At 35.6% G+C, this 26,371-nt stretch carries 25 protein-coding genes; 21 read left to right on the top strand and 4 right to left on the bottom strand.

Features of this window, described 5'->3' with window-relative positions:
- Window positions 1–117 precede the first annotated feature (117 nt).
- The 13 genes from add to LW139_RS10190 all read left to right on the top strand — a co-directional run bounded on the left by add (window position 118) and on the right by LW139_RS10190 (window position 17,633).
- On the top strand, window positions 118–1,113 hold the full coding sequence (gene add / locus LW139_RS10250; RefSeq protein ID WP_247851161.1) for an adenosine deaminase: 996 nt from the start codon (window positions 118–120) through the stop codon (window positions 1,111–1,113).
- Between the two features lie 241 nt (window positions 1,114–1,354).
- The gene (locus LW139_RS10245; RefSeq protein ID WP_166541258.1) at window positions 1,355–2,395 is read left to right on the top strand and encodes a hypothetical protein; all 1,041 of its coding nucleotides are present in this window, start codon (window positions 1,355–1,357) and stop codon (window positions 2,393–2,395) included.
- The gene (locus tag LW139_RS10240; protein ID WP_166541259.1) at window positions 2,392–3,471 is read left to right on the top strand and encodes an acyl-CoA reductase; all 1,080 of its coding nucleotides are present in this window, start codon (window positions 2,392–2,394) and stop codon (window positions 3,469–3,471) included. Before LW139_RS10245 ends, LW139_RS10240 begins: the two co-directional genes overlap by 4 nt.
- 5 nt (window positions 3,472–3,476) lie before the next feature.
- Window positions 3,477–4,499, top strand: a complete 1,023-nt coding sequence (locus LW139_RS10235; RefSeq protein ID WP_247851160.1) for an NAD-dependent epimerase/dehydratase family protein — start codon at window positions 3,477–3,479, stop codon at window positions 4,497–4,499.
- The gene (locus tag LW139_RS10230; RefSeq protein WP_247851159.1) at window positions 4,496–6,745 is read left to right on the top strand and encodes a penicillin acylase family protein; all 2,250 of its coding nucleotides are present in this window, start codon (window positions 4,496–4,498) and stop codon (window positions 6,743–6,745) included. Before LW139_RS10235 ends, LW139_RS10230 begins: the two co-directional genes overlap by 4 nt.
- Before the next feature lie 3 nt (window positions 6,746–6,748).
- Entirely contained in the window at window positions 6,749–8,167 is a 1,419-nt protein-coding gene (amrS, locus tag LW139_RS10225; protein WP_247851158.1) for an AmmeMemoRadiSam system radical SAM enzyme, read from the top strand.
- Window positions 8,168–8,171: 4 nt separating this feature from the next.
- On the top strand, window positions 8,172–9,413 hold the full coding sequence (locus tag LW139_RS10220; protein WP_247851157.1) for a lipase/acyltransferase domain-containing protein: 1,242 nt from the start codon (window positions 8,172–8,174) through the stop codon (window positions 9,411–9,413).
- 66 nt (window positions 9,414–9,479) lie between these two features.
- On the top strand, window positions 9,480–10,712 hold the full coding sequence (locus tag LW139_RS10215) for an AAA family ATPase (protein ID WP_247851156.1): 1,233 nt from the start codon (window positions 9,480–9,482) through the stop codon (window positions 10,710–10,712).
- A gap of 2 nt (window positions 10,713–10,714) precedes the next feature.
- Complete coding sequence (locus LW139_RS10210; RefSeq protein WP_247851155.1) at window positions 10,715–11,389, top strand: HNH endonuclease; 675 nt, start codon at window positions 10,715–10,717, stop codon at window positions 11,387–11,389.
- 115 nt (window positions 11,390–11,504) lie between these two features.
- Window positions 11,505–12,623 (top strand): AAA family ATPase, encoded by a 1,119-nt coding sequence (locus tag LW139_RS10205; protein ID WP_247851154.1) that lies wholly within the window; start codon window positions 11,505–11,507, stop codon window positions 12,621–12,623.
- Window positions 12,620–13,048 (top strand): hypothetical protein, encoded by a 429-nt coding sequence (locus tag LW139_RS10200; RefSeq protein ID WP_247851153.1) that lies wholly within the window; start codon window positions 12,620–12,622, stop codon window positions 13,046–13,048. Before LW139_RS10205 ends, LW139_RS10200 begins: the two co-directional genes overlap by 4 nt.
- Window positions 13,049–13,081: 33 nt before the next feature.
- Window positions 13,082–14,995: a hypothetical protein gene (locus LW139_RS10195; protein WP_247851152.1), complete on the top strand. Its 1,914-nt coding sequence runs from the start codon at window positions 13,082–13,084 to the stop codon at window positions 14,993–14,995.
- Entirely contained in the window at window positions 14,988–17,633 is a 2,646-nt protein-coding gene (locus tag LW139_RS10190; protein WP_247851151.1) for a bpX6 domain-containing protein, read from the top strand. Before LW139_RS10195 ends, LW139_RS10190 begins: the two co-directional genes overlap by 8 nt.
- Window positions 17,634–17,667: 34 nt before the next feature.
- Here the strand turns inward: LW139_RS10190 and LW139_RS10185 are convergent, their stop codons facing one another.
- A complete protein-coding gene (locus tag LW139_RS10185) occupies window positions 17,668–18,567 on the bottom strand; it encodes a LysR family transcriptional regulator (protein ID WP_166541269.1) in 900 nt (299 codons plus the stop codon).
- A 102-nt stretch (window positions 18,568–18,669) separates the two neighbouring features.
- Here LW139_RS10185 and LW139_RS10180 point away from each other — a divergent pair, with 102 nt between their 5' ends.
- The 5 genes from LW139_RS10180 to LW139_RS10160 all read left to right on the top strand — a co-directional run bounded on the left by LW139_RS10180 (window position 18,670) and on the right by LW139_RS10160 (window position 21,302).
- Window positions 18,670–19,140, top strand: coding sequence for a DMT family transporter (locus tag LW139_RS10180; protein ID WP_166541270.1), 471 nt, complete (start codon window positions 18,670–18,672; stop codon window positions 19,138–19,140).
- 81 nt (window positions 19,141–19,221) lie between these two features.
- Window positions 19,222–19,566, top strand: a complete 345-nt coding sequence (locus LW139_RS10175) for a DUF7716 domain-containing protein (protein WP_166541271.1) — start codon at window positions 19,222–19,224, stop codon at window positions 19,564–19,566.
- A 106-nt stretch (window positions 19,567–19,672) separates the two neighbouring features.
- The gene (locus LW139_RS10170; protein WP_166541272.1) at window positions 19,673–20,071 is read left to right on the top strand and encodes a hypothetical protein; all 399 of its coding nucleotides are present in this window, start codon (window positions 19,673–19,675) and stop codon (window positions 20,069–20,071) included.
- A 134-nt stretch (window positions 20,072–20,205) separates the two neighbouring features.
- Window positions 20,206–20,520: an antibiotic biosynthesis monooxygenase family protein gene (locus LW139_RS10165; RefSeq protein WP_166541273.1), complete on the top strand. Its 315-nt coding sequence runs from the start codon at window positions 20,206–20,208 to the stop codon at window positions 20,518–20,520.
- A gap of 77 nt (window positions 20,521–20,597) precedes the next feature.
- A complete protein-coding gene (locus LW139_RS10160) occupies window positions 20,598–21,302 on the top strand; it encodes an ArsR/SmtB family transcription factor (RefSeq protein ID WP_247851150.1) in 705 nt (234 codons plus the stop codon).
- A gap of 73 nt (window positions 21,303–21,375) precedes the next feature.
- Here the strand turns inward: LW139_RS10160 and LW139_RS10155 are convergent, their stop codons facing one another.
- Window positions 21,376–21,921 carry a toxin-antitoxin system YwqK family antitoxin gene (locus LW139_RS10155; protein ID WP_162556987.1) on the bottom strand — a complete coding sequence of 182 codons (546 nt, stop codon included), beginning with the start codon at window positions 21,919–21,921 and terminating at the stop codon, window positions 21,376–21,378.
- A gap of 330 nt (window positions 21,922–22,251) precedes the next feature.
- Here LW139_RS10155 and LW139_RS10150 point away from each other — a divergent pair, with 330 nt between their 5' ends.
- Window positions 22,252–22,884: a hypothetical protein gene (locus tag LW139_RS10150; RefSeq protein ID WP_166541275.1), complete on the top strand. Its 633-nt coding sequence runs from the start codon at window positions 22,252–22,254 to the stop codon at window positions 22,882–22,884.
- Window positions 22,885–23,012: 128 nt separating this feature from the next.
- Here the strand turns inward: LW139_RS10150 and LW139_RS10145 are convergent, their stop codons facing one another.
- Together LW139_RS10145 and LW139_RS10140 are read right to left on the bottom strand one after the other, a co-directional pair.
- A complete protein-coding gene (locus LW139_RS10145) occupies window positions 23,013–24,206 on the bottom strand; it encodes a serine hydrolase (protein ID WP_247851149.1) in 1,194 nt (397 codons plus the stop codon).
- A gap of 12 nt (window positions 24,207–24,218) precedes the next feature.
- Window positions 24,219–24,587, bottom strand: a complete 369-nt coding sequence (locus tag LW139_RS10140; protein ID WP_166541277.1) for a hypothetical protein — start codon at window positions 24,585–24,587, stop codon at window positions 24,219–24,221.
- 163 nt (window positions 24,588–24,750) lie between these two features.
- On the opposite strand from LW139_RS10140, the gene LW139_RS10135 reads away from it, so the two are divergent.
- Both LW139_RS10135 and LW139_RS10130 read left to right on the top strand, forming a co-directional pair.
- The gene (locus LW139_RS10135) at window positions 24,751–25,671 is read left to right on the top strand and encodes a LysR family transcriptional regulator (RefSeq protein WP_166541278.1); all 921 of its coding nucleotides are present in this window, start codon (window positions 24,751–24,753) and stop codon (window positions 25,669–25,671) included.
- A 267-nt stretch (window positions 25,672–25,938) separates the two neighbouring features.
- Window positions 25,939–26,295 (top strand): DUF4186 domain-containing protein, encoded by a 357-nt coding sequence (locus LW139_RS10130; RefSeq protein WP_247851148.1) that lies wholly within the window; start codon window positions 25,939–25,941, stop codon window positions 26,293–26,295.
- The last annotated feature ends 76 nt before the right edge of the window (window positions 26,296–26,371 follow it).

The raw sequence follows: 26,371 nt of genomic DNA, 5'->3' as shown, positions 1-26,371 counted from the left end.
TACGGCTTCAATTTATTATCGAAAATAGCATACTTTGCAAAAAAGGACATATGTCCTTTTTTAGGCTGGTGGAGATTATTACTATCATGATATTCCTAATATTTAGAGATTATATTAATGACATTCAATCCCCGTTTATTGCCTAAAATCGAGCTTCATGTGCATTTAGATACCTGTTTAAGCTATTTTTATATTAAACAGTTAGATCCAACGATAAGCTTTGATAAGTTTAATCAGCAATTTGTTGCTCATAAACCTTGTTTTGATTTGGGTGATTTTTTAAGTAAAGTCACGCCTCAAATTGATCTTTTGCAGACTAAATCAGCAATTACACTGGCTGTTGATGATCTATTTCATCAGTTGAAAGCAGATAATGTTATTTATGTTGAAATCCGTTTTGCTCCGTTATTACACACCAAACAAGGTTTAACAGATAAAGATATTGTTGAAGTTGTTATTTCAGCAATGAAGGAAGCATCTCAAAAATATAATATTAAAGCGGGATTGATTTTATGCACATTACGTCATTTTAGTGCGATAGAAAGCCAGCAAACCGCTAATCTGGTTGTTGAATACCTTAATAAAGGCGTGGTTGCACTTGATTTAGCCGCTGATGAGGCCCGTTTCCCTTTAGATAATCATATCGCTGCTTTTGATTATGTTAAAAAAGCAGGAGGTAATTTAATTGCTCATGCAGGAGAAGCAAAAGGCGCTGAAAGTGTCACCGAAACATTGGATAAACTGCATGTTACTCGAATTGGTCATGGTGTAAGAAGTATTGAGGATAGCGAAGTTATTAATAGGCTTAAATCTCAAAATATATTATTAGAGGTTTGCCCAAGCTGTAATATTATCTGCAATATCTATGAGCAAATAGGCCAACATCCCGTTAATCAGCTAAAAAAGCAGGGCGTTAAATTAAATATTAATACCGACGCACGAACGGTTGCCAACACTTCATTAAATAAAGAATATCAATTATTACATGATATTTTTGGTTGGTGCGAAAAAGACTTTCAGCAATGTAATATCGATGCTCTTAATGCCAGTTTTATTTCAGATGATATTCGTAAAAAGCTAATGGATAAGCTTTGCTACGTTCACAAAAAATAGCGATCCACACATAATAATCACCAAAGAGAACACTTTATTTTTAAAGTGTTCTCTTTGCTTTTAAGCAAAACTACTTATTTATCAGATTGTGATTATTCAATCTAGATAAAACAATGTGATATAAAACATAAGAACGGTGAAATCTAATCACATCCTTCCTGTTTTAAGAATAATTACATTCAATAAGTAAAAATAATTGCTGACTATGTTGATATAACCATTATCAATGTAAGGATACATCATGTCAGAAAAACGGTGTCATAAAATTGATAGCTTAGTTAACCTTACTCAACCTTATGCTGTTGATAGTTTTGATGATGCTCTTTTTACTGCATCTATGGATGAAGCAGATATCTGGCATCGTCAATATAATGCTAATTATCAATCGCTATGGCAAAAAATGCCTCAACCAGTTATCCCCGTTAATTTATTTAAAACCATGGATTTAGCGACACCAACACATCGCAATGGCATTTGGCTAAATAGCTCAGGAACGGGACAACAAGGAAAAACGCAAGTTTTCTTTGATGATGTCAGCCTAAAGCGCATTGAAACGGCAATGACACAGATTTTCTATCACAATAGCTTAATATCCACAAACCCAGCCCATTTTCTGATGTTATCGCCCGATCCTCAATCTGGCGATCATGCTGGTTTTGCCACTGCTTTCTTAAAATTTACCCAATGCGCACCGATTAAAGAGCTTGTTTTTACGGTATCAGAACAAGGCCAATTTGATACAAAACTAGCATGGTCAACATTACAGCGTTGGGCGAGTGATCCGGCTCCTATTTATATTCTTGGGTTAACACTTTTCTTTGAGCACTTATGTTTAAGCCGACCAGAACCCTTCACGCTGTTATCGCCGATTAAAGGCTTAACGGGCGGAGGATGGAAAGGGATGACAAAACAACTTGAACGACCTGATATTATCCAAGGATTAAAAGAAACCTTACATGCTCCTAATGTTGATATTCGTGATATTTATGGCATGACAGAACATCCTCTACACTACATTAGTTGTAGTGAAGGGCATTTCCACATTCCAGCTTATTCTCGCTTTGCCATTATTGATGAAACGGGTGATCGGGCACCAGAAGGTAAAACAGGATTTATTCAACTTGAGAATCCTTTTTTTGATTCTCTGCCTTCTCAACGTCTGTTAACTCAAGATTTAGGAATATGGGGAACACAATGCGCTTGTGGTCATTCTTTACCCTATATTCATTATATTGGAAGAGCTACTTCACCAGAGGGCACTTGCGCTGCACAGATAAAATGATAGAAGCTATACTTGTTCGTTTAGCAAACATTAAACTGTGTTTAATACACTGCCTTAATGAAAACTGGTTATTTTCTGATGACGTTTTGACGCAAAAATTCTGCCTTGAACGTCTGAAACAATGGGCTTATAGCGATGTATTAGCACAAAAAGTGGCTAACGAATTAGGAAATAAAAACTGGCGAGCGCCCAATAAATTATTAATTGTAGTCTCTGAAAAAGATCCCCTTGGTACATTAGAAGCCTTACTTGCAGGCTATTTAATTGGTAGTCCCATCAGAATAAAAGCACGATTATCAACACAATGGCTTTATCCATTACGGGCATATTTAGGCTTAAATGAAAATCAGTGTGAAATTCTAAATTGGTCGAGTGAAAATCAAAACGATGAGCTTGTTCTTGAAGGTATCGAGGCCATTTTATTAGCAGGTGGTGATGCGCTTATTCAGCATTATCGCCAAATCACACCAGCACATATTAAATTAATTGAGTTAGGTCCCAAAATAAGTGGGATGGCTATTTTGGGTGATTCATTACCTGATATTTCTTTGGTGTTAAATGATGTTTGCTTGTTTAGACAGCAGGTTTGTAGTTCACCTCGTTTTATTTTATTAGAAAATAAAACCTGTGCAGAACAACTCTATCAGCAACTTTCTATCGCATTGCCCTCATTACCGCCATTGCCTGATGATCTAAAACTTCAACAAATGGCACAAGCGCATGAGTATTCACTGTCTCGTGAGCGACTCAATAATGAAAAACCAACACACTATGATGCAAAATCAGGCTGGGCAGTCACTTATCACACTCAATTTATGCCTCAATATTGGCTTAATTTTGGCTTTCAATTGATTGTTGGCTCTGTGGAGCATCATTTGCAATTAGCCCAAAAAGAGTGGTTTGCACGCTTACAAACGCTTGCTTATCACGGCGATCTCTCTTCACTTTCACTGCAAAATTACTGTTTCACTCGTTATTGCCCAATTGGCACGATGCATTCTCGGCCAATGACAGCTACGCATGACGGCTTTTTTATATTGGCTGCACTGGTGTTCTTTGTGAATAAAGAAGGATAACAACATTGAATAAACGGAAAATATTTATCACAGGCGCTAGTGGATTTATTGGCTCTTACTTATTAGCTAAACTTGCAGAACTCGGTGATGAATTAACGATATTATGTCGCGAACCCCGTAAAAATCATCCTTATCGTCCAGCATTACCCAACGGTATTAAGGTGGTGAAAGGCGATTTATTGCAACCGAATACCTACCGAGAAGCGCTGATTGGGCAAGATATCATTATTCATTTAGCCGCGGATTATCGAGTCGGCATTGCGCCGACACGTTCAGAACATCAAAAAATGTATCAAACCAATGTCACTGGCACATTGAATTTACTAGATGAAGCCAAAAAAGCACAAATCTCTCAGATTTTATATACCAGCACAACAGCAGCATTAGGAGAAACAAAGGGGTTATTACTTGATGAAACTCATCGTCACAATGGTTATTTTCGCAGTTATTATGAAGAAACCAAGCAAATTGCTCACGTATTCGTTGAACACCACCAGCAACAAGGTATGCCGATAAAAATTGCGATTTGTGGGGGTGTTTTTGGACAAGGTGATAATAGCGTTTTAGCCCAAACTTTATCCGCATTTTTTAATAAAAAAATTCCTTTTCAAATCAGTACAAACAGCACATTTCAACTCTGTCATGTTGAACGGCTTTGTGACGGATTATTGCGATTACTGGCCTTAGATAAACCACAAGAAACTGTTCTTTTCACAGGTGATGTTTTTTCTATGCCTGAAATTTTCACACTATTAAGTGAAATACAAAAAACACCCTCATTACCGACAAAAGATCGCCGTAGTTTGCGGCCATTAGCATGGTTGATGGATAGACTCTCTATGCTAGTTCTAACCATGCCACTTTCTTGTGAAGCACTAGGTATTATGGATGGTAGCACTTATACCTATTCATCTTATAAGGCAGAACAACTATTAGGATGGACAGCAGGAGAGCCATTAACTGAATTTAAGGATTATATCTGCAGCATAGCTCATCAACAGACGTTGATAAATAAGGAGCAAAAATGAAGCCAAGGACACTAACCAGCCCATGGGGAGCGGTTTCACTCTCACTTGAAACTGAGCAACTATTAAGTATCAAGGGTGATACAGATAATGCGGTTTTCTATGGTCAAGGTTATGGTGCAGCTTATTTGCGATTGTGGCAATTAGACTTATCACGCCGAGTTGCCAGTGGTCGCTTAAGTGAAGTCATGGGAAATGGCGCCCTTAGAACAGACATTTTTCAACGTCGATTAGGATTAGTAGAGTTAGCCAAAATTGCAGAACTTAACGATAAAAACGCACCGTCGGATAGTTGGCAGGCGACTCAATTTCAACATATCACTGCATATATTGCAGGTATTAACCAAGCTATTAATGATTTAAAAATCAGACCTATTGAATGTTTATTATTGCGTTATCAACCTGAAAAATTTACCACGACAGATAGCTATCTCTTAGGGCAATTGAAATACTTTATTAACTCAGCTTGGCAATATGAGTTATTTAATACCCGCTTAGCGAATCGACTAACAACATCTCAACATCAACAGCTTTTATCTACCTTTAGCCTAGAAGGCAATCAAATTCCACCATTACCTTTAAACGAGCAGGGGGAATATCACCCTGAAGTGATTGCAGCGTTTAAAGAAGGGTTAAAAGGCCTACAGCACTTAGGACTGGCTTCACCTGATACGGGATCTAACGTGATTGCAGTGAATGGCTTGTTTACCGCATCTGGTAAACCGATGTTAGCTGCTGATCCGCATATGGGACATGTTAATCCTAGTTTTAATCTGTTATGTCGGTTAAAAAGCGATGAAGGATTAAGCGTAATGGGTTCACATTTTCCAGGATCACCGGGCATTATTGTGGGACGCAATGCCCATGCAGCGTGGGGAATGGTTGGCATTATGGCGGATAACCAAGATTTATATTGGGGACGCATTGATTTAGAAAATGAAAAGGTTGAAACCACACAGGGATGGGAACCTTTAGTAAAAAGAACACATAGCATTGGTTTATCTTCAAAACGCCAACAGAGCTTTGTGACTTATGAGTATTCACAAGGTCGATTGATGTCAGAAAAGGAGGGCTATGGTTTATTTCTACGCTGGCCCGCATTAGATGATCCAAGTGGTGATATTACTTTTTATCAGCTCGCAAAATGTCATAACTGGGCATCATTTAGAGAAGCGTTAAAGCATGTAAAAAATTCCCCCATGATGGTGGGATATGCAGATATTCACGGCGATATTGGCTTACAGAGTATGGGGTATATTCCTAAGCGTCATCGTGAAATTGGCAGTTTAATACTGAGCCTAACGGAACCATTGCATCAATGGCAAGGTTATGTTCCTTTTGATGATTTACCCACCGAATATAACCCTGAACGGGGATATGTTCTTTATGCCAATCAATATAGCGAATCTCTTTTTAATGGGAAACCTGCGCTATCTAATCGCTGGCATCCACCAACAAGAGCGTTGCGTATTGAAGCGCTTATTCAGCAAACAAAAAAACACACTGTTGAGACATTTTGCCAACTTCAAGATGATAAAAAAGATGTTTTTGCTCAACAAGCACTCGCTTTTTTGCTCCCTTATGTGCCTGAAGATAAAATCCTTTCTCAGTGGGATGGCAATACTCAACAATTAAATGCCTCACGATTTTTTGATGTGTGGTTCCAACATCTTACTGACAAGGTATTAGGCAAGGTATTAAAAAGAGGATCACGCGCACTGTATACGGATTTTTGGCCAAGTTGTCGCTGGAGTATTTTGAATATTTTGCAACATCATCTACAAAGTTGGCAGTTTGAAGAAAAAGAGATACCCATATTAATTCGTGAAACCTATGCCAGTGCATTAATTGCCAGTCAAAAAATGGAACGCCCTTATGTTGAATTCCAACATAGTATCAAAAAGCCATTGTGGCTTAATCGTCTATTAACTGGACGTTATCTCTATCAAGGTGGTAATCGTGAAACTATTCACGCGACACGACAAAATGCAGATTTCTTAACGCAATCTCAAATAGGGAATAACGATACCATTAAAATCAAGCCATATACGTTTGGTCCCGGTTTTAAACTAATTTCCTCTTTAACGCCACAAGGCGAATGCCATTATTTAATTAATACACCGGCAAAAGGCCATCCTTTCTGCTGGTCACTACGTCATGTTTTGAAATACTGGCAAACCGGTATTCGACAAAAAACCACTTTGCCGCTTCATGAAAATAATCATCATTGTAATGATCAGAAGGAATAACTCATGGTAAGAATGAAGCAATGGCAACAAACAGGGAACCCAGCGCGCTTATGGCACCCAATTTCAAATAATCGCATTCAATGTGAGCTTTGCCCACGAGCCTGTAAAATTAATTTAGGTCGCACAGGAACTTGCAAACTAAGACGCAATGAGAATGGCAGTTTAGTGACGCTAAACTACGGTAAATCGGTACCCATGACACAAGAGTCGATAGAAACCGAAGCGGTTTATCATTATGCACCCGGTGAACGCATTTTATCGTTAGGTAATATTGGCTGTATGTTACGTTGTGATTTTTGCCAAAACTGGAGCACCAGCCAAGCACGTTATGTACAAGACAGCAGTGTGGCGTATTACAGCCCTGAAGATGTGGTCAATTATGCGTTAAAACATAATATTCGTGTTTTGTCGTGGACTTATAATGATCCGATTGTTTGGCATGAGTTTGTCATGGACACAGCGAAGCTTGCTCGTGAACATGGCTTAAAAAATCTGTACAAGAGTGCATTTTACATCAGCGAAAAAGCCATTGATGAATTACTAGGTGTAATGGATATCTTTAGTATTTCATTAAAATCAATGCTAGATAGTTTTTATCGTAAGCATACAGGAGGGCGTTTACAGCCCGTTCTTGACGGTATTAAACAAGTCTATGATGCACGCAAAGCTACAAATAGTCCGCATCTTGAAGTCTCTAACTTATGCGTGACGGGACGTAATGACTCACTAGAAGAAGCGAAAAAAGTCACAGATTGGATGCTTAAATATCTTGATGCAGATATTCCTTTGCACTATGTTCGTTTCCATCCTGATTACCAATATCGACACGTTGAACGCACATCAATTCCTTTTTTAGAGCAAGCTCGCCAGCAAGCCTTAAACGAAGGTATGCGTTATGTTTATGTCGGAAATGTGTTTGATACAGACAGCGCAAACTCTTATTGTCCTGAATGCCATGCCTTATTAGTTAAGCGAAGTGGATTAATTGCACAATCTCACTTAGATAATGGGCAATGTCCTCATTGTCATTTTCAGCCGTCCATTATTTTGCCTTGGGCTAGATCTAATACTGACAAATTATCAGAACATATCCCTGATGATTTTATCTGTATTACCCATCCTTTCCGTGGTCCTGTTCAGGCTTGCCATATTGAACAAAAAAATGATTCGCCTATTTATTATCAATTTATTACAAAACAAGGTGAGCCTATTGGCCCAATCAGCACCAACAGTTGCCATCGCTTTATGTTGTCCAAAAGTAGCCCTAAAGCAGAGGGGATCCGCCTTTATCATCACCAAAATGAACCTTGCCAACTATTTGAGGTTTACGATCGTGCTCACTTTCCTGTTACTGAGGCCGAAAAAACGCATCTTGGTAGCGAAAATGTGCCGATCACTCTTATTCCATTAAAAGGACGCTAAAAATATGCCACTCAATAGAGGATGGTCATTAATCCGTGCTCAGCTTATTGCGGCTCAAATTCGTAAAGCACAACTCGATGATAAAGTACCCAATCTTCCTATTATCTATTTACCAGGAATTTTAGGCACTAAGCTTTTTGATAGACAAAAGCAGGCCTTTATTTGGGGTGATCATCGTAGTGTTTTTACAAAAAGTGATTATGAATATGAACATCCCAACGCTCAACATTCACCTCGCGTATTAGCCACCGAGCAATTGCATGCCTTTTCGATTGTCCCTTATTTAGTGAGCACACTTGTCACTCAAGAGCTTAAAGATGTACTTGAAACCGCATTGGGTTATCGTGAAGGGCAAGATCTATTTTTCCTTGCTCATGATTGGAGAGCCGATCATCGATTGCTGGTGGATACTATTGATAGAGAAGTTAATCGATTAAAAACGATTTTTGGCGAGAGTCAGCCTTTTATTTTTATTGCACAATCCGCGTCTAACCTCGCAATACGCTATTGGTTACGTCATACCACACCAGAAAATAGAGCATTAGTGGCGAAATGGTATGCCTTTGGCCCACCTTGGCACGGTACATTCCAAGCGTTATCAATGATGGAGACTGGCTATTATGCCGGAAGTGGTTATCTTCATGGCTTTTCATCCGATGATGTCTGCGGTTGTCCTTTTGTATACCAACTTTTACCGCCTAATCCTGTGGTTATGGATAGCTACGGTAGAGCATTAAGTGATTTTGATATCTATGATGAGACATGTTGGGAACGCTACCGATTAGGTCCTTATAAAACATCAATCAGTTCAGCACAGAATCAACGGGTAAGAGAGGCTTTGGCACAAAATCTACAATGTGCTAAACGCTTTACTGATGCGGTTTCAGGAATTAATACTGATGAACAATCCGTGCCACAAGTGTGGTATTTGAGTGATAACAATATCACGTTAAAAGCAGCTATTTATGGGAGAGAACGCTGGTATTTACAAGCCAAAGATATTAAACGTGAATTTCCACAATTAGTTACTCAAGCATTAACCGTTGGAGACGATCACTTGCCTTTAGAAGGATTATTGCAACATTGGCGCGCACCTATTGTACGTGATCGTTATCAACACCCTTGGGGAAAAAGTTTTGCCTTTATCAGCCAAGCGTCAACACATCGTGCATTAATAAATCATTCACCTAATTTAAGAAGCTTGGCATTTGATATTGCCACTGAGAGAAGGAACAAAAAATTATAAAATAAAAACCTCTTTCCTTTTATTTTGTGTAAGATACTCTTTTAAGCTGATTTTTAGGAATACTGTATGATTATAAAGTCAATCAATGGCATCATTCCATTTACAGAACAAAACATTTCAATTGATTTAGATGATAAAAAGAGTGTAGTAATTATAGGTAATAACGGCTCAGGAAAAACATCTTTATTGCAAGAAATAAATAATTACTTTGAAAGTATTTTCTCTAACAAGACTGGTAATTTTATTGAAAAAATAAAAAGAGATATTGATAACTACACTCAATGGATGAATGAAGCAGAGTCAAAAAATGACTATACTTCTTATTATAGATATAAGAAAAGTATAGATCAAGAAAATTTAAAATTAAAAGAATTTCAATTCAAAATAAATGTAGAAATAGATGATATTGATGAGATGGTTAAAGAATCTTATTACAAAAAGTTTATCTATTTCTATTTCAGAGCATCAAGACAGATAAGCATCAATGAATCTCATGGTACAAAACCCATTTCGGAAATAAAAGAATCTTGGTTGTCAGTAGATCAAAGTGCAATGTTAAATAAGTACGCAAACCAAGATTTAGAATCCTATATCATTACCTTGTATACGCAAGAAGCGCTTTATAATAAAAACAATGAACAAGAAAAGGCAAATAAATTATCATTATGGATAAGTGAATTAGAAGAAAAAATATCTATTTTAATGGAGTGTCGTGTTAATTTTGAATTTGATTATGAAAATTATAAATTGTATATAGTAAGAGACCAATATTATAGTTCATCATTTAGAGAGTTATCTTCTGGCTATTCAGCAATACTGGATATATTTACCGAAATACTATTTAGGGCAAGCCTTTACTCAATAGAACCTTCTAAAATGAAAGGTATTGTATTAATAGATGAAATAGATGCCCATTTGCATTTATCGATACAAAGAAAAGTATTACCTATGTTAATATCAACTTTTCCTAAAATACAATTTATAATTACCACACATTCACCTTTTGTACTTGGATCCAGTGATGATTTTATTATTTTTGACATAACAAAAAATATAAACATTCCATCATTAACCATGTATTCTTATGAAAATATAGTAAAAAACATACTTGATGTGGATGTTATTCCTAATACAGTGAGAGAAAAAATACAAAAATTAAAAGAACAAATTGAAGTTGGAGGTAAAGATAAAGATTTATTGAGCTCTATTTTTTCAGAATTAGAATCTTCATTAAGCATTTTAGATTCTGAATCAAAAGCAATATATTATACAGCGTTAAATATGTATATAGGTGAGTGATTATGTTTAATACAAAAAGAGATAATATCACACCTCAAGGTTGTAGAGATAAAACAAATTACAAATCACCTGAAATAATAGAAGCATTAAATAAAATGTTTCATGGAAAATGCTATATATGTGAAACTAAGAACTTACAATCACCCAGAGTGGAACACAGGGTTCCACATCGAGGTGATGATAATATAAAATATGACTGGAATAATTTATTTTTATCATGTGAACGATGTAATAGCATTAAATCTGATGATTTTGAATCAACAATAGATTGCTGTTCAGAAGATTTTATTATTTCTGATAATATTTTTATTAAATTGGAATATTGCCCGCACTGGAAAATCATCGCTAGTGAAAAACAACAGGATCCCTCTGAAGAACTATTAGAAACCATCAAATTAATCAATCTGTGTTGTAATCAAGATAACACACCTACCAGAAAATTAAGTAAACAAACACTACAAAATGATATTAATGAAAATTATTACTTATTTATGCTTCACAAAATGAAGATTATAAAAGGGAATGACCATCCGGATGAAATAAATAGATCTAAAAAATTTATTATTAATATGAGAAATCCATCATATCCATTTTCAGCAGTATGGGATGGCATGATCCAATGTGATAGTATTTTGAGTGATAAATTAGATGAAATAAGTGAGACTAGTGATAACTAGTGCTACTGAATGACTCTACACTTTTACTTTCAGCTTGTGGCTCAAGTAATACTTTTTTTGCAACAAGCATAATGCAGGTATCTCGTCGTTAAACTCTTAATTTGTGCATAAACATATGACATCACATATAAATGGAATTATCGATAGCATTCGTAAAGCTATACAATGCTCAACACAAGGTATGATTGGCCGTGAACAACTTGCTGAGTTAGTTGTTTTAGCTGCCGTTGCTCAGGAGCATTTGCTAGTTATTGGCCCTCCAGGAACCGCAAAAAGTGCTGTTGTACGTAGAGTTTCTCAAACATTGGGTGGGCGATATTTCGAATATCTTTTAGGGCGCTTTACCGAGCCTTCTGAGCTATTTGGGGCGGTTGATCTCAAAAAACTCAAAGAAGGTAAAGTTGAAACCGATATCACAGGAATGTTACCTGAAGCAGATATCGTGTTTCTTGATGAAGTCTTTCTAGGATCGACTGCGATTTTAAACACCTTATTAGGTATTTTAAATGAACGCCGATTTAAACGTGGTCATACCGATATTATTAGTCCATTAAAAGTGTGTATTGGTGCTGCTAATAGTTTGCCTGATGATCCAAACCTTGCCGCATTCTCAGATCGCTTTCTTATTCATCTTTTTATAGATCCTGCACCCAATCACCAATTAGAAGCTATGCTTGAAGGCGGATGGGCCTCAAGTTTGACTCCACTTTCAGTGCAACTCGATATTATGCGATTAGATGAACTACACCTTGCAGTGAAAAATGTCGATTTAACACAAGTCAGACCGTTAATTGCGAATGCTGTGCGTTCATTAAGAAATGCAGGAATCACGCTTTCAGATAGACGTATTGTTCGTGTTCAGCGTCTTATTGCTGCCGCAACCGTACTCAATAATCGAGAGATTGCGACAGCGCAAGATCTCTGGCCTTTACTGTATGTACTGCCTACTGAAGATGCGCAACAACAAGGACGTGAAATCTTACGACAAGAACTTTCACTTTCAATGAATTCTCGGTTATTTAGCTCCGTAGAAGAGGCAACATTACAACCTCAATCTCGTATGAACCGTTTAATTGAAAGAGCAACAGATGTTCTAAATGCACAACCTGTTTCTAAAGCGGATATTGAACTGACGTTACGAGAAATAGATGCGAATTTTTCGACAGAGATGTTAAGTGAAGAGCTTGCCACATTACGTACCCAATTAGCGATACAGTTTAGTCACTTATTATGAGCCTAACATTTCCACTGACTTGGCAACCTAATGCAACGCCCACTAAACCACAAGGGGTGTTTGCAACAGGTGTAACGGCTAAACAGCTTATTGAGCGCATTATTCATTTACCTGATGTTCAGCAACAACGGCTAAAAGTGATCACCAGTCAACATCGGCTTATTGTGTTAGGAAAACAGACTGATTTACCTTGGGCTGAAAATATAACGCTGATCGCACCGTCTACTGAAACAGCAAAATTATGGCTCCCTATACATCAACAGCTTTTATTACCTAATGGGCTGGTGGAGCAAGCCTTAGTGCAACATTTTAAACGCCAACCACTATTACTTTTACCATCACCTCAAACGGTGATCCCTTTAGATAATCAGTGGACGTTAACACCAACGCTACGGGATACACTCACCCAATTGTGTTTTGAGTGAAATATAATGTGATACAAGGATCGGTTTATCATCATGTCATTACCCACAACACAACCCACCACGTTGCCCAAAGCGCTACAACCTTGGCAAACTTGGCTTAGCTGGTTAGATCCTGAATTAATTCCTGCCTTTTCTGATCTATTACAACGTCTAAGTCGTGCATTAGGTCCTGTACAGGGAAAGCAACTCGGTGGTTTACCTGAACAAGATGGTATAGGGCAAATACAGCGTAAAGGGGATTATCAGAACCTGCTACTTAGTGAATGGTTAATGGCTGATGAAGTGCCTGATGAATTTATGAGACGTGCCATTAATGCAGAACATCTCTTTTTGGCACCAAACTATAAATCCCAACAATCTTTAAATCAGATCACCGTACTTTTTGATACGGGTATTTCGCAACTAGGTGAATGCCGCTTAGTGCATATTGCAATGCTTATTATACTGGCACAACGGGCAGAAAAAGTGGGTTGCACATTAATGTGGGGAACGTTGCAATCAATCATTCCATTAATGCCGTTAAACAGCATTAATGATCTATACGAATTATTGACACGTCGGACTTATTCGCCTGTTTTAAACGAAAATATTACACATTGGCAAAACGTTATTGCTGAAGATATAGATGTGCAAAACGGTGAGATTTGGTTAGTTACGGGCGCTCATCAACAATCTATATTAAAACAACTTATATTGAAACAGACTGCATCAAGTCATCATATCGAATTAATGGCAGATGATTGTTTCAATAAAACGATTGATGTCAAAATTCGCACGCCTCATTTTCAACGCCATATTGTATTGCCAACGCCACCTAAAGCATTAAGTTCACAATTATTGAAAGGGCAATTAAGACCGCCTTCTGTGCAAAATACACATCAACATGAACACAAAATATCACTGATGTTTTCACCCGTTATCTCATTTCATGGTAGTGCGGTTGGTGTCACTTTATTAGGTAAACCCGGATTAATGGTTATTAAAATCCCACCGCTCAATAGATTAAATCCAAACAGTTCACTTAAAAAAACGTTTGTATACCAAATATATCCTGATGGTTACACTATTTTAGCGTTACAGTGTCATGGGAAAAAGGTAGGTGCATTACTTTCCAATAACAATGGCCTCTATTTTTGGCAATTACCCAAACTCTCTTATATACCTCGACCTTCCGATGAAGAGTTCTCTGCGGGTATTGGGCGAGGTAATACGCTTACCAGTGCTTATTTATCTAATCGAGAATATACCAGTTTATTTGTTCATGATAGAGCAAGGCGGTTAGTCGCTTTCTCATCCAATATTTATGCTGAAGAAAAAAATAGCTTTAAGATTGTTGAAGAGAAAGTCCTTGGCATAGAGAAAATAGCAGACAACCTACTTGTGTATATTTATCTCAATGGCAGTAGTGAATTAGTCCAAATGGTTACTGGTGCAGACTTTTCTCGAAATAAATACCAACATCGACTCTATTTTACTCAATTTATTTCCTATCAAAGAGCTGTCTTATTTGCTTATCGCCATAAATATACTGATGGTTCTAAATCCGTATCTTGCGCCATTTCATTAGGCACTAATCGACAAAGTTGGCATGTTTATAATATGGAAATTGATGAGGTTTATGGCTATCAAATAGATTTACCTCAAGGATGGCAAGGTATAGGGCTTTTTTATCCAACACTCGATGGCTCCTCAGAAGAAGATTTAACCACCTTAAATATTTTGATGATCAGCCCAAACAAACGAAATATTGCCAATTATTCAAAAGGTGAGATAGAAATCTTATATCGTGCAGATAATCCGTTTACACGTTACTCATTTAGCCCCTCTAAAGGCCTTTTTGCTGCATTAACGGATCATGCACAAGTCGTTGTTTATGATGTATACCAAAAACAATTACGCCTAAATCTGTATACCATTGCACAAGAAGGTGATATCCAAAATGCATAATGATTATATTCGTCATCCAATGTTATTAGGATATCGTCAAATCGAAGGTTTATGGCTGCCGAATGACTGGTTTAACGAGACTCAACGGCTGACTTATTTAATAAAACATTGGCAAGCTAATTGTCGTATTTATCGATTCGAACAAGGGGATGTTCTCTGTTTTACTGAAAATAAAACGGTGAATTGCTCATCCATTGAAGGATGGCCTTTAATTCGTTACGGTCGCCTTTATAGCACAGCACCTTTAGATAATGATGAGATAAAAAAACTGCCTTATGCAGATCTTGCTTTAGTTCGTAGTGGTGTTGTAACAACGCTTCTATTTTCACAAGCTGAACCTCTATCACTTGCTAATTATCTCGATATAAAAGAGATTAATTTTGAAGAAACAGATAACTACGCCAGTCTGTATGAAATAAAACCCCAAGCCTTGTCAGAAGAGAAAAATATTAGAACGATTATAGGTGACAATATTCCACTGGCAGATGATAAACAAAAACAATTTATAAAAACGGTATTTGAAAATACTTCGTCATCGTCTCAAACACAGACACCTCGCGTAAAAACGTCATTATCACTGACTCAGAAAATCATTAATAAACTTCTGACACCTCAAAATCATGAAGCTATGCCTTATTCGCCTGAAAAAACAATTCAATTATCCCCATGGCAACGCTGGCTAAATAAACTCTCAGTAAAAAGCGGCTTAGCGTCTGTAATGAGTAAACAGCAGGCTGATTACATTAAAAAAATGATGAAAATGTTTGAAGACGGTAATGTCGATCAAGCATTGCGCCATGGTATTCCGCTTAGTCAATATCAAGAAAACCAAGAAACAACGCCTTCACCTTATTTGGGGAGATTAAAAGGGCGAAATAAACTGGAAATATCAGCCAATCAACAAGGGCGTAAAAGTCTTTATTTTGGAGATGAACTGCAAAATTATTTAAAACAACTTTATCGTCAACAGTTTATAAAGCTAGATAAAGCTGGTTGTAATGAAGAAGCACTATTTGTTCTCGCTGAATTGTTACAAGAAAAAGAAGAAGCACTGAGTTATTTAGAAAGCTTTCAGCGCTATCAACATGCTGCGGAACTGGCGCGGATGTGGGGAATGCGGCCTGATCGTATTATTCGTTTATATTGCTTAGCGGGCGATATTGATTCTGCTGTTATTTATGCTCGCCTACACAATACTTTTTCCTACGTCGTATTACAGTTACAAGAAAAACATCCTGATATTGCAGATAAAATGCGTGAAGAGTGGGCTGAATATCTGGTGGACTGTGAAGATTATTTACAAGCTATCGATGTTATCTGGCAATTAAACAATGAGGACAGCCACAATAAAGCCAAGCATTGGTTAGAAATTGCCTATCAAGCTGGTGGAGAATTAAGCCTACGCAGTCTTGTGAAATCAATATTTTTATTACCTGATACTTTCCATTTATATCAAAGTGATATTAAAAAGACATGTAACGATCCTCTTGCAACTATTCAACGCGCCATTTTAGCAAGAGAGCTATTAGCATTACCTAAGCAGACTAAATTAACAGAACAACTAATTAATCAACTTATTCGACCCATTATTGTTGATCAATATGGTGCTAATTCTGTGCTAGAAAAAAAAGAAATTAGCCAACTTATTCATAAAAGTACCAATAAACTATTAAAAACAGATATACCTCATAGTGATATTCCAGAGGCTAAACGCTATTCATTAGATGCGCAAAATCACTTTATTTCAGCGACTATTCCCGAACAAGGCCTTTACGCAATTTATGATGTGATTGCCTTAAGTGATCACCGATATCTTATTGCGTTAGGTGAATCTGGGGTGTTATTAACCGATAAAGCAGGGAAAAAAATTTGGTATAATTTAACGCCAACTTATCATATTGTTATCGCAGAAAACCACCAAAGCGCTTTATTATTAGCACCTAGAGGCGATTATTTCCAAATTAATTCATTAGCACTCACAACACAGTCCATTCAAGAGCTTGGTACATTGAAATGCACTGTTTTTACTCGTATTTTTGATGGTATTTTTTGGACTATTGCCATTAATAATACGGTACAGGTTGTTGATACTAAAGGTGACTTTAAAATCGTTTGGAATGTAGATACCTTGAATGGTGATGTTGTTGAGCTTCTGCGCCACAATGATACTGAGCATTGGCTAATTAATAGTGAACCCAAAGAACGCTGGTCGTATATTTTACCTGAACGTCGATTAACTCAACGAGAAAACCTGCCTCATCATTTAAATGAGGGATTAAAATATGATCTTATGTCTAACTCATATTATGGTGTAAAGCATGATAAATGCGTGCTCACATCAGCAAATTCACACTATACCCAACGTTTACAGCTGCCTAATACTCAATCTATTGAAGAACAGCAATCTTTTCATTTAACGTCAAGAACAGCGAAACTAATTGATTGGCAAAAAGATGAATTAACGATCTTTCGTTTATACAATAATAAAAATCACTGTAGCTTTGAATTAAAGTGGCCGACAAAATTTACACCCAGTTATCGTCATGAGTTTAACCAGTGGTATTTTTTCGATAACACAGGGCGTTTAGTGCATTTTAATTGGGATAATGGACGAGTAAATACATTGAGTTTGCTTTGAAAATAAAGACCAACCAAAAGAAGAATTTGATTTTTTATTCTTCTTTTAAAAGCGCCACAATGGTATTTCTTAACCAATTAAGCGCATTGTCATTATCACTACGTTGATGCCAGATCATCTGAAATTCTAATTCGGGAATATCAATGGGAGGGGCAAATATAGAAAATTTCTGGCGCATATCTTGAGGGATCGCTTTTTCAGCAATAGTTAATATTAAATCGGTATTTTCTAATAATTGAGGAGCAATTTGCCAATAAGGTACTGTAACCGCAATGCGGCGTTGTTGATGTATTAATTGAAGTTGATGGTCTATTTCATTGGCATCGAACGGTTTCATACTGACTAAAATATGGGGTGATAACAGCCATTCTGTTAGATTTATTGTTTTTTCGGGATACACCGTTTTATCGACCACACTGACCATTTTATCAGTAAAAATAGATTTTGAACGTAATGTATTATCGAAAATATTAAACACCCCAAATGCTAAATCTAAACTTCCTTCATTTAGCTTACTTTGCATTTCTTCTCGGCTACTGTGCCAAATTTTTAAATCAACATCAGGTGCATGAGTATGTAAATAATGAATTAACTTGGTTGAAATTAGCGTTGCACCATAATCAGACATCGCAATATTAAATCGTCTTTTACAATCCTTCGGCTGAAAGTCTTGTTGTGCAATAAGATTATCGAGTTGTTCCAATGCTTGAGTCAGCGGTTGATAAAGTGATTCCGCTTTACTGGTTAATTGATATTGCCCATTTTTTCTCACTAAAAGCGGATCTTGAAATAACTCTCTTAAGTTATTGAGAGTATGGCTTACCGTTGGCTGACTTTTATGTAATCGCTCTGCTGCACGACTCACATGGCGTTCTCGTAATAGATAAAAAAGAGTAACCAATTGATTTAAATCTAGTTTCCGTAAATTATTCATATCACGAATAGTGCCTTATAAAATTGTTCATTTCCTCAAAATAACATCATTGATTAACATCCCCTTAATTTATTTTCATCCGTAATTAATTAAGAGGTTATTATGTCAACACTTTCATTATCTGGGCTTTTACTTGCTGCTTTGGCTTTACTTGCTGGTGCAGTAGTGCCCATTCAAGCCGCCAGTAATGCTATATTAGCACGCCAATTAGGCCATCCTTTATGGGCAAGTGCAATATCGCTGTTAATCAGTATTGCGGTTTTAATTCCACTCTTATTTATTTTTAAAGTTCCTAAGCCTAATTTCAGCACTGAGCTTTTTAGTCAACCTATTTGGATCTGGTTTGGCGGTATTGCAGGTATGCTTTATTTAACGTCTGCTTTAATTCTAGTGCCTAAAATTGGTAGTACGACCTTTTTTGTGATGGTGATTGCAGGGCAACTGATTATTTCTGCTTTAATTGAACAATTTGGTTGGTTTGGTATGAGCCAAAACTCTATTCCATTGAGTAAGATCTTAGGGATTGGTTTGGTTATTTTAGGGGTTTTATGTGTCCAATTCTCACGAAAATAAGACTAAGTTATAGTGCAGATCTCTATAAACGTTGTACGCTATTAGTAATAATTTGCTGTTAAATTTACTGAGAGTCTATATATGTTGCAAAAAGATCACCAATACCACCTAACAGATCTTATATTGGCAATGAAACAAATTGAGTCGCGAGATGATAATTTTTGTTTATACGGCGAAGATGATATTGAAGATAAATTAAAAATAGGGCAGCAGTATTTTATTGCAGATTATCCTGACGTTGATGATAGCGATAACGAAATCTACCCAAATATTGTACAAATGAATCATCTCGTTTATTTATATTCTGGTCAGCAGTTTGCGGATGTTATTGATTTAGCATTAGAACAAAAACCATCTGCAACATTAGATGATTTAGTTAATGCACTTAACTATTATTCAGAGCATGATGATTTTATGGATCTTTAATTATCTTAGAGCCTCGGCCACAAGGCACAGCATTAAGTACACCTTAAGTCAGTGGTCTTTGCTATCTCGATGATGGTCACTTATCTATGTGGAGAGGATTGATAAAATGGCTAAGGTTCCCTTAAAAAATAGATTATGGTTTAACTATGTAATTTGTATAATTTTTTTTGTATTCACAAGATATATTTTGCAGATTATAACTAACTATATATTTAAAGATCCTCAACCAGGCGTGGAAATGCTGTATCTTGTAAACATTATCTTTTATGTTTTATTATTTTTTTGTGGTTGTTTAGCTGGTTATTTAATAAATAAACGAACCATTCTGCATGCTTCATTAGCTCCTGCTATCGCTATTATGTTTACTATTCCTCTTATGGGAATAAATTTAAGTAATTATACAGGACTTATCTATCTATTAATACTTGGCACTGTTATAGGTGGAATTGGAGGTGCAACAGCATTATTAGTGAAAAAACTTTGTCAATCACATCAGAAGATTTAGTTTCATCAGAAGATGTTCATAGTATCTTTCTGCTTTATTTTACAAATCGATAATTGCTCTCATTTCAACAATGAGCGAAGTGTTGTTTATTTTTTATCAATACACTCACTATAAACCAATAAAGGAGAGCACTAATGATTGCCGTGATATTTGAAGTAAAAATTAAACTAGGAAAACAGGATCGTTATTTATCTTTAGCTGCCGATTTAAAACCATTACTAACAGATGTTGAGGGGTTTATTTCAATAGAGCGTTTTCAAAGTTTATCAACCGAAGGAAAATTATTATCACTTTCTTGGTGGGAAAATGAAGAAGCTGTTTTGCAATGGAAGAAAAATATTTCACATAAAAGTGCGCAACAAGAAGGTCGAGAGTCTATTTTCGATTTCTATAAAATTAGTATTGCTTCTTTGGCCCGCGAATATTCATTTGATACAGAAAGTCTGTAATTAAATAGGCTCCCGATCTTGCTACAATAACGTTATTACACCATTCATGACATGCTACTAAAAGGCTCAATTTTTAAATGGCTAAATCTGAGATAAAATCGGAATATCAGCACACGGTAGAATCCGCAATAGCTACTGTTGGTGCAGCGATATCTGATATTTCTAGAGTCAAAATACTTTGTGCATTGATGGATGGAAGGGCGTGGACAGCTACTGAGTTGGGTGTTGTGGCTGATATTTCTGCTTCTACAGCCAGTAGCCATTTATCAAAATTACTGAATAGTGGTCTAATTTCTGTAATATCCCAAGGTAAATATCGTTATTTCCGATTAGCTAACGATGAAATTGCAAAAGTTATTGAAAAATTAATGAGCTTTTCAACTGACCATATTTCACAAGCAAAAATCACAACGCCGAAAAATCTAAGAAAAGCAAGAACTTGTTATAATCATTTAGCAGGTGAAGTGGCCGTTAATATTTATGATTCTCTTTGCCAGCAAAAATGGATAACAGAAGACGGCCGTGCTATTACAACGCTAGGTATTGAGCGATTTAAAAATATGGGTATTGAATTTCAAGCAAAGCATTCACACAATATTTGCTGTCCATGTTTGGATTGGAGTGAACGTCGTTTTCATTTGGGTGGGAAAATTGGTACTGCTTTTCTTCATTATGCAGAAGCGCAAGCGTGGTTAACACGACATCAAGGATATAGAGAAGTGACTATCAGCGAGAAAGGTTATAAAGCGTTGATGTTCTACTTTAATATAAAAAAGGAATAACGCGAATTTGAGTTATAAAACAAAAAACCGGCTTTCACTAATAATAAAAAGCCGGTAGCTTAATTAAATTAGATTATTTTAAGATTTTAACCTTACCATCTAACACCTGACCTTTGTTAATAACTTTTCCGTTTTCATCATATTGAGTAATGACGCCAATAAGAGCTCTGTTCTCCATATATCCCTGCAAATTAACGTTATTTTTAGGTGTGTTATGATAATATTTAAAAGCACCATGAGGTAAGCCATTACGCATAGCGATTTCACTGTATATGTTACCATTAGTCTGATAACTTTTTACCACACCATTAACTTCACAATTTTTCAATGGTATGACCATTTGTAGTTTACCATTTTCATAATAAGCATTAACGTAACGGTCATAACAACCTTTAGTTACCCATGACTTATATTTTAATTGCCCACCTGGATAATAACGTAAATATTCACCATCTTTTGTTCCTGGCGGTATAGCTGGCACTTTTAGTTTAGTGGTATTTTCCATCAACTTTACATTACTCAGTGACATTTCTGGATTACTACCTAAGCTAAAAAGGAAGGCAGAACAACCAGAGAGCAAGAGTGTTGAACTCAAGATCAAAGCAAGTACAATTCTCATATTCATCCTCGCACAATATAAATAAAAATAATTAATTTCCGTTTATAAATATTTATTTTCACATTAAATATATGTATCAGCGTAAAGTAGGCTAATTGAATTGAATATAGGAAATAACTGACACTAGCGTGTTTTTTTTGTGATTTTTAGGTCATTAACAATAGAATTAAACAAATCCGACTAGTAAGTTGATAACAGGCTCACACTTAAATAAATATTCTTTATTTTTATGTTTATAATATAGTTATGAAACTTATTCCTTTAATGATTAGTTATGATAAATCATAAAAATATCACCCAATATGTTAGTGAAGTATAAGAGGTAATCATATGACTAAAAATTTTGGTGTTTTTACTCTAATGCTATTTTTTTCGTTAAACGTTGGAGCCAAGCAAACTAATACATCTGATCTCGCCATCCATCAACAAAAAGAGAGCGAAAGCATAAATAAACAATTTACGGCTGATGATAGGAAAATTATTTTAGATATCCTTGCTCAAATTCTTAACGTTATGAATAAAGAAAAAGAATTAACGGAAGCAGAACCTCTATTTGGTAGATATATTCATGTTGAGCCTAAAATGGGAATTTTAAAATGGATGCGTTATAACAATAAACTTGCTTCCACAAATTTTTATAGAAAAAATAGGGAATTAGGGTGGATTTATGCCAGTTTGTCATTAGATATAAATAATTTCACTATCACAGACTTTAAGCAAAATGATTTTGACTCACTCGATTTAGCTTTTGATAGTATCTTTGAAGATACTTATGTTGCGATCAAAGCGCCCAATGGAATGCGTTTGAAAGAATTAACAAATTTACCATCTTACATTTATAGGTTTAGATTTAAATCCAATAATAAAATTAGGCTGGAATTTAGGGTATTTCCGGAAATGATGAACATGAACGAAAAATTCCCTCGAAATTTCACATCTGTTTCAATTTATAAAGAAGAATAGAGAGGGTATTACTTGTAATATTTCAACTTATAATTTATGTAATATTACTTCCCTCTAAATCTCAATTTTTCAAATTAAACGGTAAAGCCAGATCACGATGAATACCGTTTAATTATATTCTTTATTTTTTACGAGTTGATAACAACCTTAATGTCTTCAATTAGCTTATCTATTATTTGCAAGATAAAACCCCAAATATCATTAAAAAAATTACCTTTTTCAATACGTTCGGTGGAAATTAATTCTTTTGTTGCTATTTGTTTATCATCAACAAGAAATTCAGCATAGCCAACAACATCTCCTTTATTAATAGGGGCTGAAATATAGTTATCGTTAAATATAAAGTTAATTTTTATTTTATCTATATCTTTCTTTTTTATATCTATCGCAGTACCTTCGGGATAAGTCACTTGCATTTCTGTTTTATCACCGTACCAAACTCGCACAGGTATGGTATTTGTAAGATCTGGTTTATAAACAGTGTAATTATCGAACCCCCAAGACAGTAATTTATCCGCCTCATTAAATCTTGTTGCGGATGAATCTGCATCTAATACAACAGCAATATATCTAATATGATTGTTTGTGGCTGATGAAACAATATGATATTTATTATAGGATGTTGTTCCTGTTATTAATCCATCAACATCAAGTTTGCTTTGATATAAAAGTTTATTGCGATTGTACTGCTTAATTCCATTATGTGAGAACGTAGCCTCTTTATATAATTGGTAATCATTAGGCGAATCTTTAATTAATTGTTTGGCTAAATATGCCATATCTGAGGCAGAAGTGTATTGATTACCTGCATTTAATCCATGTACATTTTGAAAAATAGAATTTGTCATGCCAATATCTTTGGCGGTTTTATTCATTAATTCAACAAAGCCATCTTGACTATTGGCCATATACTTCGCGAGTGCAATTGCGGCATCATTAGCGGATTGGATCATTAATCCTTTTTTCAGAGAAGCCACATCGACCTGTTCACCAGCCTTAAGAAACATTAATGGCGAACCATTTAAAACGGGATTAGCATAAGCCCATGCTTCTTTATCTATAATAACGACATCTTCATTTTTGATATAACCTAATGATGTTGATTTTGCTACCAAATATGATGTCATTAATTTGACTAAACTTGCTGGTTCAATATGTTTTGTCCCTTCTTGTCCAACTAATATTTCTCCTGTTTCATAAGACATTAGCACCCAACTACCAGCAGAAATAATCGGCTTTTCTTCATTAGCATAAAGTGTCGTGGCAGAGATTAGGGCGATTAAAGGAATAGCAATTATAGGGGTGATTATCTTTTTATTCATAGTATTCAGTTTTTATTTAACAATGGGAAGGTTAGTGATCGAGATATTTTTAGATTTCACTGACTGACATTGGATACGTTCTCCATCATGAAACATAATCAGATGAAACTGGCTATTATCTATTTGATTAATATACATATCTCCATTTAAAAAAGGGTATAGGCTATATTTCACACCATTTATCATTTTTGTTTGCGAGCCTGGTGATACATAAAATTCATTATTATTTTTCAGTGTGCTGATTTTGTAATTAGTATGAAAAATAATAACTTCCCCTTTATTCATACAATCCAGTGTGATTTCCTTCATGGCATATGAAGCACTGCATAAAAAGCAACAAGAGAAAGATATTAATAATAGTAATATCTTATATTGGTACATTACGTATTCCTGTTTATTACTTAGAACAAATAGTGATTTCATTACTACTTGTTTATTATGAAAATATTTTTCAATAATAGATAAAATGAATCTCTATGTGAAAGTTGTTATTATGATGAAGATATAGCCTAAAATCTTCAACAGTAAATAGAGACTATCTAATATGAATAAAATTGATATCGAGTCAGTTGATTTAAATTTAATGAAAATATTTGAAGCGCTATTTGAAGAAGGTAGTGCGACAAGGGCAGCAATTAGGCTAGGTTTAACTCAATCTGCGGTTAGTGCATCATTATCAAAATTAAGAGTTATTTTTCACGATCCTCTATTTGAAAGAACAGGAAGGGGGTTAAAACCTTCGCCATACGCTAATGAGTTAGCGCCGATAATCGAGAGCGCATTAAGTCAATGTCGTTTAGTGGTAGCTTATGCTGTACCCAAAAATTATTTTGAAGGAAGAACCATTACGATTGGATTATCAGATGATTATGAAATTTCGATTGGTAAGCAGCTATTAGATACAATTAATGATGCATTACCAGGAATTCATGTTATTTATCGGCAAACACACTCGCGTGTTGTACAGGATATGCTCTTACAGCATCAAATTGATTTAGCCATAACTGCCGGCGGTATAGCATCTCATCTCATAAAAATACATCGTTTAGGCAAAGGTAATTATCTTTGCATTACAGATAAAAAAAATCCATTACCTCAAACTATTGAACAATATGCCGATTATCCTCATTTATTAGTGTCGTCTGGGGGATTTGTGGGGGTAGTGGATGAGGCACTAAAACCATTAGGACTAAAGCGAAAGATAAAGGTTTCTACGACACATTTTTCTGCTGTACCATTTTTGCTATCAGGTAATTATTTATTAACAACCATTCCATCTCATGCTGCATTAGCCATTGCTAAATTAACAGGAATGGTCGTGTTTGAACCGCCAGTTAATATGCCTTGCTACGAATTAATGATAGGTAATCGTATTGGAGGAAAACATGATGATGTTATCGATAAGATTAAAAAACTGATCATTGAAACATGTTCTACCTCTGAGTATCTAACGCTAAATATATAAAAATATTGATAAAGATCGAATGTTTGTGCTGAACAATCTATTATTCGACGCTACAACTATTACTTTGATGACTTTGTCAGAAATATATGATGAGTGAACAGGTAAGGGTACTTATCCAATGAAGCGTTTTATTCTCTTCATGGTGATAGGAGATAACCACATTTAGTAATTTTATTTACCATCAATGTTTGGGTAATAAACTAAAACATATGTCATTGTAAGCTATGTACTATAAGCGTACGATCATTGTTTTAGGTGGAAAATTTAATGAATAATGTAGATCTTTTATTTAACAGATTATCCAAATCAACTTTTCGACAAAAGTTTAAATTAGGGCCAAAAGAGCGACAATACTGTATTGATAAAGGCCCTGATACTATCGATCAACACGCTTTAGATTTTATTCAAAAACGCTTAGCTGCTGAAGAACCCAAAAATGATGGTAAGCAAACTCCAATGCGAGGACATCCTGTGTTTATTGCTCAGCATGCCACGGCGACTTGTTGTCGAGGATGTTTAAAAACCTGGCATGGTATAGAAAAACATCGTCAATTAACGGATGAAGAGCAAATATATATTGTTCAAATAATTCATCGTTGGCTAGTTAATCAAATGAATTCTTAAATTAATCAATAGAGTTAGATAATACATTTCTTAACACGTATCTGAGGCAAGAGGGTTTTAAAGCTAAATCCTTGAA

The sequence above is a fragment of the Proteus vulgaris genome, assembly GCF_023100685.1.
Classification (GTDB): domain Bacteria; phylum Pseudomonadota; class Gammaproteobacteria; order Enterobacterales; family Enterobacteriaceae; genus Proteus.
The sequence above is the reverse complement of the archived record's forward strand: the minus strand, read 5'-3'. Positions and strand labels throughout refer to the sequence as shown.